This window comes from Streptomyces sp. NPDC093064 (assembly GCF_044754605.1).
GTDB lineage: Bacteria > Actinomycetota > Actinomycetes > Streptomycetales > Streptomycetaceae > Streptomyces.
On record NZ_JBIVPK010000026.1, the window covers coordinates 1 to 10,944 of the forward strand.

At 69.1% G+C, this 10,944-nt stretch carries 11 protein-coding genes, 1 rRNA gene and 1 riboswitch; of the genes, 11 read left to right on the forward strand and 1 reads right to left on the reverse strand.

Annotation, left to right across the window (positions count from 1 at the left end):
* The 11 genes from rrf to ACIQFZ_RS26900 all read left to right on the forward strand — a co-directional run.
* Window positions 1-95, forward strand: a 5S ribosomal RNA gene (gene rrf, locus ACIQFZ_RS26850); the annotation flags it as partial.
* Window positions 96-204: 109 nt separating this feature from the next.
* The gene (locus ACIQFZ_RS26855) at window positions 205-813 is read left to right on the forward strand and encodes a CDP-alcohol phosphatidyltransferase family protein (protein ID WP_365422093.1); all 609 of its coding nucleotides are present in this window, start codon (window positions 205-207) and stop codon (window positions 811-813) included.
* A gap of 117 nt (window positions 814-930) precedes the next feature.
* Complete coding sequence (locus ACIQFZ_RS26860) at window positions 931-3,426, forward strand: mannose-1-phosphate guanyltransferase (RefSeq protein ID WP_365422096.1); 2,496 nt, start codon at window positions 931-933, stop codon at window positions 3,424-3,426.
* 144 nt (window positions 3,427-3,570) lie between these two features.
* The gene (locus ACIQFZ_RS26865) at window positions 3,571-4,467 is read left to right on the forward strand and encodes a DUF881 domain-containing protein (RefSeq protein ID WP_383061141.1); all 897 of its coding nucleotides are present in this window, start codon (window positions 3,571-3,573) and stop codon (window positions 4,465-4,467) included.
* Window positions 4,464-4,796: a small basic family protein gene (locus ACIQFZ_RS26870; protein WP_003988855.1), complete on the forward strand. Its 333-nt coding sequence runs from the start codon at window positions 4,464-4,466 to the stop codon at window positions 4,794-4,796. The genes ACIQFZ_RS26865 and ACIQFZ_RS26870 overlap by 4 nt, the downstream gene beginning before the upstream one ends.
* A gap of 5 nt (window positions 4,797-4,801) precedes the next feature.
* Window positions 4,802-5,671: a DUF881 domain-containing protein gene (locus tag ACIQFZ_RS26875; protein ID WP_365422102.1), complete on the forward strand. Its 870-nt coding sequence runs from the start codon at window positions 4,802-4,804 to the stop codon at window positions 5,669-5,671.
* Window positions 5,672-5,801: 130 nt separating this feature from the next.
* The gene (locus ACIQFZ_RS26880) at window positions 5,802-6,662 is read left to right on the forward strand and encodes an FHA domain-containing protein (protein WP_365422105.1); all 861 of its coding nucleotides are present in this window, start codon (window positions 5,802-5,804) and stop codon (window positions 6,660-6,662) included.
* A gap of 17 nt (window positions 6,663-6,679) precedes the next feature.
* A complete protein-coding gene (locus tag ACIQFZ_RS26885; protein WP_365422108.1) occupies window positions 6,680-7,417 on the forward strand; it encodes a MerR family transcriptional regulator in 738 nt (245 codons plus the stop codon).
* Between the two features lie 83 nt (window positions 7,418-7,500).
* Entirely contained in the window at window positions 7,501-7,974 is a 474-nt protein-coding gene (locus ACIQFZ_RS26890) for a bifunctional nuclease family protein (protein ID WP_037684412.1), read from the forward strand.
* A gap of 191 nt (window positions 7,975-8,165) precedes the next feature.
* Window positions 8,166-8,849: a MerR family transcriptional regulator gene (locus ACIQFZ_RS26895; protein WP_365422110.1), complete on the forward strand. Its 684-nt coding sequence runs from the start codon at window positions 8,166-8,168 to the stop codon at window positions 8,847-8,849.
* A gap of 149 nt (window positions 8,850-8,998) precedes the next feature.
* Window positions 8,999-10,438, forward strand: coding sequence for a DNA polymerase IV (locus tag ACIQFZ_RS26900; protein WP_383061139.1), 1,440 nt, complete (start codon window positions 8,999-9,001; stop codon window positions 10,436-10,438).
* Here the strand turns inward: ACIQFZ_RS26900 and ACIQFZ_RS26905 are convergent.
* Complete coding sequence (locus ACIQFZ_RS26905) at window positions 10,348-10,731, reverse strand: PRC-barrel domain-containing protein (RefSeq protein WP_361414887.1); 384 nt, start codon at window positions 10,729-10,731, stop codon at window positions 10,348-10,350. The genes ACIQFZ_RS26900 and ACIQFZ_RS26905 overlap by 91 nt on opposite strands.
* Before the next feature lie 113 nt (window positions 10,732-10,844).
* Window positions 10,845-10,939: riboswitch (glycine riboswitch) on the forward strand.
* The last annotated feature ends 5 nt before the right edge of the window (window positions 10,940-10,944 follow it).

Consider the following 10,944-nt stretch of genomic DNA (forward strand, 5'->3'; position numbering starts at 1 on the left):
AAACGCCCGGTTACATACCGAACCCGGAAGCTAAGCCTCACAGCGCCGATGGTACTGCAGGGGGGACCCTGTGGGAGAGTAGGACGCCGCCGAACTACCTTTAGAGCTCCGGCTCCTGGGCAAACAGCCCGGGGGTCGGAGCTTTTTTGCGTTGGGGTAAAGTCAGGAGGCATCGTCGGTATCTTTCCCACAGGAGGCCCCCGGGTGGAGGTCCAGGAGACCCGTGTCCAGACGGACCGGGTCCTCACCATCCCGAATATCCTCAGCATGGCGCGGCTCGTCGGCGTACCCCTCTTCCTGTGGCTGATCCTCCGGCCGGAGTTCGGTGGCCCCAAGAGTGACGGCTGGGCACTGCTGGTGCTGGCGTTGAGCGGAGTCAGCGACTACCTCGACGGCAAGCTCGCACGACGGTGGAACCAGGTGAGCAGTCTCGGCCGGCTACTCGACCCGGCCGCCGACCGGCTCTACGTTCTCTCCACCCTCCTCGGTCTCACCTGGCGCGAGATTCTGCCGCTGTGGCTGACCGCTCTGCTTGTGGCACGCGAATTGATGCTCCTGGTGGCCGTGGGCGTCCTCAGACGGCACGGCTACCCGCCGCCGCAGGTGAACTTCCTGGGGAAGGCGGCGACGTTCAACCTGATGTATGCGTTCCCCTTGTTGCTGCTCAGTGACGGCAGCGGATGGATCGCGTCACTCGCGGCCATTTTCGGATGGGCGTTCGCAGTTTGGGGTACAACGCTCTATTGGTGGGCAGGAGTCCTCTACGTGGTACAAGTCCGCCGTCTGGTCCGTGCGGACGCCATGGCCGACTGACTTCCCCTCATCGAGGCAACCGCGGGGACTCCGATGGCCCGCCTGGGAAAAGTGCGGGACAATCAGGACGGGTGCAGTCGGCTAGATCGTCGTCTCTTGGAGGAGGACGCTTCCGACATGAAGGCCGTCGTGATGGCCGGAGGCGAAGGCACGCGCCTTCGACCGATGACCTCGAGCATGCCCAAGCCACTCCTGCCGGTGGTCAACCGGCCGATCATGGAGCATGTGCTGCGGCTGCTCAAAAGGCATGGGCTGAATGAGACCGTCGTCACAGTCCAGTTCCTGGCCTCGTTGGTCAAGAACTACTTTGGTGATGGTGAAGAGCTCGGAATGGAGCTCACCTATGCCAACGAGGAGAAGCCACTCGGAACCGCCGGAAGCGTCAAGAACGCCGAGGAGGCGTTGAAGGACGACGCGTTCCTCGTCATCTCCGGTGATGCCCTGACCGACTTCGACCTCACCCGGCTGATTGAATTCCACAAGGAAAAGGGCGCGATGGTGACCGTGTGTCTCACGCGCGTGCCCAATCCGCTGGAATTCGGTATCACCATCGTCGACGAAGAGGGCAAGGTCGAGCGCTTCCTGGAGAAGCCGACCTGGGGCCAGGTCTTCTCCGACACCGTGAACACGGGCATCTACGTAATGGAGCCCGAGGTGTTCAACTATGTCGACCCCGACGTTCCGGTCGACTGGTCCGGCGATGTCTTCCCGCAGCTGATGAAGGAAGGCAAGCCCATTTACGGCTATATCGCCGAGGGCTACTGGGAGGACGTCGGCACCCACGAGAGCTATGTGAAGGCGCAGGCCGACGTCCTGGAGGGCAAGGTCGAAGTCGAGATCGACGGCTTCGAGATCTCCCCGGGAGTCTGGGTCGCCGAGGGCGCCGAGGTGCACCCCGACGCCGTGCTGCGCGGGCCGCTCTACATCGGCGACTACGCCAAGGTGGAGGCCGGCGTCGAAATCCGCGAGCACACCGTCGTCGGCTCCAACGTCGTCGTGAAGAGCGGTGCCTTCCTGCACAAGGCCGTCGTGCACGACAACGTGTACATAGGCCAGCACAGCAACCTGCGCGGCTGTGTCGTCGGCAAGAACACCGACATCATGCGTGCGGCGCGGATCGAGGACGGCGCGGTCATCGGTGACGAGTGCCTGATCGGTGAAGAATCGATCGTGCAGGGCAACGTCCGGGTGTACCCGTTCAAGACCATCGAGGCCGGCGCCTTCGTCAACACCTCGGTCATCTGGGAGTCGCGGGGCCAGGCGCACCTCTTCGGGGCCCGCGGAGTGTCCGGGATCCTGAACGTGGAGATCACTCCGGAGCTCGCCGTACGGCTTGCCGGCGCCTACGCGACCACGCTCAAGAAGGGCTCCACGGTCACCACGGCCCGCGACCACTCCCGGGGTGCCCGCGCGCTCAAGCGGGCGGTCATCTCGGCCCTCCAGGCCAGCGCCATCGACGTACGGGACCTGGAGAACGTACCGCTGCCGGTCGCGCGGCAGCAGACCGCGCGGGGCAGCGCAGGCGGCATCATGATCCGGACCACGCCCGGGGTGCCCGACTCGGTCGACATCATGTTCTTCGACGGACAAGGCGCCGACCTGTCCCAGGGCAGCCAGCGCAAGCTGGACCGGGTCTTCGCGCGCCAGGAGTACCGGCGTGCGTTCCCGGGCGAGATCGGTGACCTGTACTTCCCGTCCAGCGTCTTCGACTCGTACACCGGATCGCTGCTGCGCAACGTCGACACCACCGCGATCGCCGAGTCAGGGCTCAAGGTCGTCGTGGACGCCTCGAACGGCAGCGCCGGACTCGTGCTGCCCAGCCTGCTCGGCAAGCTCGGGGTGGACTCGCTGACGATCAACCCCGGGCTGAACGAGGCCCGGCCGACGGAGACCGCCGACATTCGGCGTTCGGGTCTGGTGCGGCTCGGCGAGATCGTGGCCTCCTCCGGGGCCGCGTTCGGTGTGCGGTTCGACCCGGTGGGCGAGCGGCTGTCGCTCGTCGACGAGAGGGGCCGCATCATCGAGGACGACCGGGCGCTGCTGGTGATGCTCGACCTCATCGCGGCCGAGCGGCGCAGCGGCCGGGTGGCGCTACCCGTCACGACCACGCGGATCGCCGAGCAGGTGGCCGCCTATCACGGCACCCAGGTGGAGTGGACGACGACCTCGCCCGACGACCTCACACGGGTCGGCGGCGAGGAAGGGACGATCTTCGGCGGCGACGGCAAGGGCGGGTTCATCGTCCCGGAGTTCAGCAGCGTCTACGACGGCACGGCGGCCTTCGTACGGCTCATCGGGCTGGTCGCGCGCACTCAGCTCACCCTGAGCCAGATCGACGCCCGGATCCCGCGTGCGCACGTCCTCAAGCGCGACCTGGCGACGCCGTGGGCCGTCAAGGGCCTGGTGATGCGCCGGGTCGTCGAGGCGGCCGGAGACCGCTTCGTGGACACCACGGACGGTGTGCGGGTGGTGGAGACCGACGGCCGCTGGGTGATGGTCCTGCCCGACCCCGCCGAGGCGGTCACCCACCTATGGGCCGAGGGGCCCGACGACTCCTCCGCGCAGACGCTGCTGGACGAGTGGGCGGCGGTCGTGGACAGCGCCGGCCGGTAGAACGCCAGCCGCTGGAACAGGGCGTCGGCCGGTAAAACGGACAGCACGCGCGCGTGCCGGACAAGTGTCCCCCAAGGGTTGCCTGCCCGGCACGCCGGTGGGGCCATTCGGAGGTCACGGCCGCGTCGTGCGACGATGTGCGGCATGCCGCAGCATCCCCCCATTCGGAGCAACCCCGCGCGGCCCTCCCGACCGGATGCCTCTATGTCGTTGATCACCAACGTCATGGACCACAGCCTCGACGACGGTTATGCCGAGGCCGCCGCTCGGAAGAAGGCCGCGGGTGAGAGCGGCATGCCGAAAACCGTCCGGGCGAAGCTCGGCCTGGCGGGCGGGCTGGTGCTGGCCGGGCTCGTGGTGACCGTGGGAGCGGCACAGGCGCGTGTGGCGGCCCCGGTCGTCGCCAAGGAGCGCCAGGAGCTGATCGACCGCATCGACAAGGAGACCGCGGCGGCCGACGAGCTCGAGGGCACCGTCGACAAGCTGCGGGACGACGTGAACGCGCGGCAGCGCCAGGCGCTGCGGCACACCGGTGGCAACCCGCAGGCCGACCTGGTGAGCATGCTGGCGGGCGCCAGCGAGGTGTACGGCCCCGGTATGAGGCTCGTGGTGGACGACGCCAAGGAGGCCGGCACGGGCGGCGGCGGCAATCCGCGCGGCGCGTCGGGTTTCTCCGACACCGGCCGGGTGCGTGACCGGGACATGCAGCGGGTGGTGAACGGGCTGTGGCAGTCGGGCGCCGAGGCGGTCTCCATCAACGGGCAGCGGCTGACGGCCCTGTCGGCGATCAGGGCCGCGGGTGACGCGATACTGGTCGACAACAAGCCGCTGGTGCCGCCCTACACGGTGCTCGCCGTGGGGGACGGGAAGCGGCTGAGCGCCCGGTTCCAGGACAGCCCCGACGGGTTGTACCTCCAGGCCCTGAAGGACAACTACGGCATCCGGACCGGCATCTCCGTGGAGAGTGACCTCCGGCTGGCCGCAGCACCGAGTGTGATCGTACGTACAGCACAGCCGAGCACTGAGAAGGGCACATCGTGATCGCCGTACTGGGCCTCGTTGTGGGAGTGGTGGCCGGCCTGTTGGTCCGGCCGGAGGTTCCGGCGGTCGTCGAGCCTTATCTGCCGATCGCCGTCGTCGCGGCCCTGGACGCCGTCTTCGGTGGCCTGCGGGCCATGCTGGACGGCATCTTCGACGACAAGGTCTTCGTCGTGTCGTTCCTGTCCAACGTGGTCGTGGCCGCGCTGATCGTCTTCCTCGGCGACAAGTTGGGCGTGGGCGCCCAGCTGTCCACGGGTGTCGTGGTCGTCCTCGGTATCCGCATCTTCTCCAATGCCGCGGCGATCCGACGGCACGTGTTCCGAGCGTGAGAGTCATGAGCCACCAGGACGAACAGCCCGAGAACGGGCAGCAGGACACACAGCCCGAGCAGCAGCGACTGCGCCAGGAGTTGCCCCAGGAGGTGCCCGCGCAGGCGGCCGCCGGTGCGGGCCAGAGCGCCGCGGCGAGTTCCGAGCTCGCGCTGACCGGTCGCCAGCGGCTGGCCCAGGGGCTGTGGCCGCCGCGCTTCACCCGGGCCCAACTCGTCGTCGCCCTGCTGCTGTTCGGCCTCGGCTTCGGACTCGCCGTCCAGGTCGCCTCCAACAGCAGCGGCGACAACGCGCTGCGTGGCGCCCGGCAGGAGGATCTCGTCCGCATCCTCGATGAACTGGACGACCGTACTCAGCGTCTTGAAGACGAGAAGCAGGGTCTGGAGAAGCAGCGCCAGGAGCTGGAGAACAGCTCGGACCAGGCCGAGGAGGCCCGCAGGCAGACGGCCGAGAAGGAGAAGCAACTCGGCATCCTCGCGGGCACGGTGGCCGCGCAGGGGCCCGGCATCACGGTGACGATCGAGGACACGAAGGGGACGGTCCGGGCGGACATGCTGCTCGACGCGATACAGGAACTGCGCGCGGCCGGTGCGGAGGCGATCGAGGTGAACGGTGTACGCGTGGTGGCGAACACTTATCTCACCGACGCCGGCAAGAGTGTGGACGTCGACGGGAACAAGATCAACGCCCCGTATCGTTTCAAGGTCATCGGCAAGCCGCAGGACCTCGAACCGGCGCTCAACATTCCTGGAGGCGTGGTGCAGACCCTGGAGAAGGAGCAGGCCACCGTGACCATCGACCGTTCGGACAAGATCGTCGTGGATGCCTTGCGGGCGGCGAAGAGGCCTGACTACGCTCGGTCGTCCTCGCGGTGAACCGGCGGTGCATGGCGTTCGTCCGGCAGGGGCATGAGGTTGCGGGGGGTCGGCGCACCGATTGGGTGGTGCGTGGTGGAAACTGTCTGGTGGATACGGACGTTGTGAAGATGTCCGGGTCGACCGGTGTATGCAGTCAGGGTTCGTCCTGCCCCACGGGCGGGTCTGTTTCGGTCAAGGGGAATCGCCCGTGAAGTTGTTTGCGAAGTTGTTCGGCAAGAGCGCGCGAGAGGGCGGGGAGAACGCGACGGCCCGTCATCGCGCACAGCCTGACGCCGAGGGCCGGCGTCCGCTGTTCAGGGACCAGGTGGCCGGTCAGGACGCGTCGTCGGTTGACCCTGCCCAGTCGGGCGGCATAGGTTTCGGGCAACCGTCGACCTCAGGTACGGCTGGAGGGTTTGCCGCCGGCCCGTACGCGTCCGATGCCCCCGCGGGGCAGCCGCGGCAGGAGGATCCGTCCATGTCGGCCCTGGTGTGTACGAGGTGCGGTAACCGCAACGCGGAGAACAGCCGCTTCTGCTCCAACTGCGGTGCGCCGCTGCGGCCCGGTGCGACGCCGGAGCGCTCGTCGGAGACGACCTCGACGATCTCCATCTCCGGTCTCGAGGCCTACGACGCCGAGGCCACCGGCCAGACGCCGATGCTGTCTCCGGAGGCGCAGGCGGCCGTCGACGCGCTGCCGCTGGGCTCGGCCCTGCTGGTGGTGCGCCGCGGCCCGAACTCCGGCAGCCGCTTCCTCCTGGACGGCGAGCTGACCACGGCGGGGCGTCATCCGCAGAGCGACATCTTCCTGGACGACGTGACGGTCTCGCGTCGCCATGTGGAGTTCCGCCGCAGCCCGGACGGCTCGTTCACGGTGGCCGACGTCGGCAGTCTGAACGGCACGTACGTCAACCGGGAGCCGATCGACCAGGTCGCTCTGTCCAACGGTGACGAGGTGCAGATCGGCAAGTACCGGCTGGTCTTCTACTCGAGCCGGCAGGGCATCTGACCTGTCAGGGAAGGTCCATGCGTCAATCACCGAGCGGCGGTGCCGGGCACGGCGCCGCCGCCACGGACAGTGGGCTGAAGAGCATCGGCACGGTGCTGAACGCGCTGCGCGACGAGTTCCCCGAGGTCACCGTCTCCAAGATCCGTTTCCTGGAGTCTGAAGGGCTCGTCGAGCCGCGGCGCACCCCCTCGGGGTACCGCAAGTTCAGCACCGGCGACGTCGAGCGACTGGCCCTGGTCCTGCGGATGCAGCGGGACCACTACCTGCCGTTGAAGGTGATCCGCGAGTACCTGGACGCGATGGAGCGCGGCGAGGCGGTCCACCTGCCCGCGGTCGGCCGGCAGCGTGAGGGCGCGGCCGTACCGACATCGGCAGAGGCGCCATCAGGGGCCCGGATCGGGCGGGCCGAGCTGCTCGTCGCCGCCGGTATCGAGGAGGGTGAACTGCGGGAGTGGGAGTCGTACGGGCTGCTCACTCCGTTGGCGGACGGGGCCTACGGCGCCGAGGCGGTGACCGTGGCCTCGCTCGTCTCCGAGCTGGGGCGTTTCGGGATCGAGCCCCGGCACCTGCGGGTGATGAAGGCGGCCGCCGACCGGGAGGCCGGGCTCGTCGACCAGGTGGTGGCCCCGCTCAAGCGGCATCGCAACCCGCAGACCAGGGCGCATGCGGAGGCCCGCGCCAAGGAGCTCGCGGAGCTCACGGTCCGGCTGCACACGGTGCTCGTCCAGACCGCGCTGGGGGTGCGGCTGCCGTGAGCGGGCCCGGGGAGGCGGCTGGATCCTCCTCCCATGCCCGGCCCGACTACCCAAACGGTCGGGGCACCGCCTAGGGTTGCTGTGTGAACGAGCTCGATGTCGTAGGTGTCCGGGTCGAGATGCCCTCCAACCAGCCGATCGTGCTCCTGCGTGAAGTGGGAGGCGACCGTTACCTCCCCATCTGGATCGGGCCAGGGGAGGCGACGGCGATCGCCTTCGCCCAACAGGGCATGGCCCCTGCGCGACCGCTGACCCACGACCTGTTCAAGGACGTGCTGGAAGCGGTCGGCCAGGAACTCACGGAAGTGCGCATCACGGACCTGCGTGAAGGCGTCTTCTACGCCGAGCTGGTGTTCGCCAGCGGTGTCGAGGTGAGCGCCCGGCCGTCCGATGCCATAGCGCTGGCCCTGCGTACAGGGACGCCGATCTTCGGCAGCGACACGGTGCTCGACGACGCGGGCATCGCGATCCCGGACGAGCAGGAGGACGAGGTGGAGAAGTTCCGCGAGTTCCTCGACCAGATCTCGCCGGAGGACTTCGGCACCAGCAGCCAGTGAAGCGCCCGCAGGGGCCACGGGAGACGGTCCTGCGGCCTCCCTCCGTGGCATTCGGATAGCCTTTCCCGGCGATGGGGTACGCGAAACCACTCTTAGGGTGATTATCACTCGGCGTGCCGAGTGTGGCGATCGTTGACGCACCCCTGGTGACTGCCTACCGTCGAGGAGGCAGGTCAAGGACGGAGGTCGGCGTGAGAAGCAGCGGCGACGGTACGGCTGGGGGTGCCCCCGGACGCAATGCCGGGGGAAGCGGTCCGTACCCTCCCCCGAGCTCTCGGCTCCGACCGAGCGGGGGGTATCCCCCTGCCGGGGGCGTGGCCGGTCGTGCTCCGCAGCGACCGACGGCGGTGCCGAGCAGCGGAGGGGCGGCGGCCATGGCGACCGAGCAGATCGGCTACCGCGGTCCGACGGCCTGTGCGGCCGCCGGGATCACCTACCGGCAACTGGACTACTGGGCGCGCACCGGGCTGGTCGAGCCGAGCGTGCGCCCCGCCCACGGGTCCGGCACCCAGCGCCTTTACAGCTTCCGGGACGTCGTCGTCCTGAAGATCGTGAAGCGGTTCCTCGACACCGGCGTGTCGCTGCAGAACATCCGCAGCGCCGTCCAGCACCTGCGCGAGTGCGGTCTGCGTGACCTGGAGCGCATGACGCTGATGAGCGACGGTGCCACGGTGTACGAGTGCACATCGCCCGACGAGGTGCACGCCCTGCTCCAGGGAGGCCAGGGAATCTTCGGCATCGCCGTCGGCGTGGTGTGGCGCGATGTGGAGAGCGCGCTGTCGCAGCTGCACGGTGAGCGCATCGACACCGGGGAGACGCTCGTGGGGCACAACCCGGGCGACGAGCTCGCCCGGCGGCGCAACCGGGCCGTCTGAGCGGCCCCTCGGCCGGCTTCGGTCGTTTCGGCCACCGACCTGGCCCCATCGGCCCTATCCGCGTGCTCGGCCCCGGACCGGCTTCGAGAGCCCGTACGGGTGCCGCCGGAACCGGGGCATTGTCAGTGGCGTGGTGCAGCATCGTAGATGTGAGAACCGCACCCACGATCCTCCATCTCGACATGGATGCCTTCTTCGCCTCCGCGGAGCAGGCGTCCAAGCCGAGTCTGCGCGGGAAGGCCGTGGTCGTGGGCGGGCTGGGACCGCGCGGGGTGGTGGCCACGGCGTCGTACGAGGCGCGCGTCTTCGGCGTCCACTCCGCGATGCCCATGGCCCAGGCGAGGCGGCTGGCGCCGAACGCCGCGTACCTCGTGCCGCGCTTCGCCTTCTACCGCTCCATCAGCGAGCGGGTGATGGGCCTCCTGCGGGCGCTGTCGCCCCTGGTGGAGCCGCTGAGCCTGGACGAGGCGTTCGTGGACCTGGAGGCCGGGGGAGCCGCCTGGGACGCGGAGTCAGCCCGGCTGGCGGGGACGAAGCTGCGTGCCGACATCCAGGCCGTCACGGGGCTCACGGGATCCGTGGGGCTGGCCGCCGCCAAGATGCTCGCCAAGATCGGCTCTGAGCAGGCCAAGCCCGACGGGCTGGTGCTCATCGAGCCCGGCACCGAGCGGGCCCTGCTCGGTCCGCTGTCCGTGCGGACCCTGCCGGGCGTGGGCCCGGCCACGGGCGACCATCTGCGGCGGGCCGGGATCCACACCGTCGAGGAGATCGCCGAGGCCGGCGAGGACGAACTCGTACGCCTGCTCGGCAAAGCGCACGGGCACGCGCTGTACGCGATGGCGCTGGCCCACGACGAGCGTCCCGTCGTCGCCGAGCGCGAGGCGAAGTCGGTGTCCGTCGAGGACACCTACGACGTGGACATCCACGACCGCGTCCGGGTGGCCCTGGAGGTGCAGCGGCTGGCCGACCGGTGCGTGCGGCGGCTGCGCGGGGCCGGTCTGTCGGGGCGCACCATCGTGCTGAAGGTGCGCCGCTACGACTTCTCCACCCTGACCCGCTCCGAGACACTGCGCGGACCCACCGACGACCCCGCGGTGATACGGGAGGCGGCCGCCCGGTTGCTGGACTCCGTGGACACCACCGGCGGCGTACGGCTGCTCGGCGTGGGCGTGTCCGGGCTCGCCGACTACACCCAGGAGGACCTGTTCGCGCAGGCCGCGGGCGCGCAGGCGGAGGGCCCGGCCGAGGAGCGGCCGGAGGAACCCGCCGAGCGGCAGCCGGCACCCACCGAGCGGCGGTGGCCGGCGGGCCACGACGTACGGCACGCAGAATACGGCCACGGATGGGTGCAGGGCAGCGGCCTCGGCCGCGTCACCGTCCGCTTCGAGACCCCCGACTCCGCGCCGGGCCGGGTACGCACGTTCCTGATGGACGACCCGGACCTGGAACCGGCCGAGCCCCTTCCTCTGGTTCCTTCGGTACCTCCGGTCCCGCCGGCTCAGCTCTCGTCCGGGCCCGAGCCGGAGCCTGCCAGCTTGCCGAAATGGTGGTCCGGAACGGTCGGTGGAGGGGCCACGTCGAGGCCGTAGTGGTGGTAGAGCTGCAGTTCCTGCTCCGGGGACAGATGGCGGCCCACGCCGAAGTCGGGGGCCTCCTTGATCAGTGCGCGGTCGAAGGGGACACGCAGGGCGCCCTCGACCAGTTCGCTGGGCTCCAGGGGGACGAAGGCGTCCCGGGAGAACAAGCCGGTGCGTATCGCCGCCCACTCCGGCACACCCGTCGCGTCGTCGAGGTAGACCTCGTCCACCGTGCCGATCTTGTGGCCGCTGCGGTCGAACGCCTTGCGGCCGATCAGGTTGCGCGGATCGATCTCCGTCTGCACTGTCCCTCCACGTGGTCGCAACTCATCCGTAACCACTACAAAAGAGCACATTCAGCATGGCGGCCACTCGAAGACCCGTGCGGTCGGCCCGCTGGTACTCTGGCAACGGCTGCTGACCCCGTGCGGGAGAGCCCTCCGGCACCACCGGGGGCGCCGAAGGAGCAAATCCTCCCCGGAATCTCTCAGGCCCACGTACCGCACGGACGAGGTCAC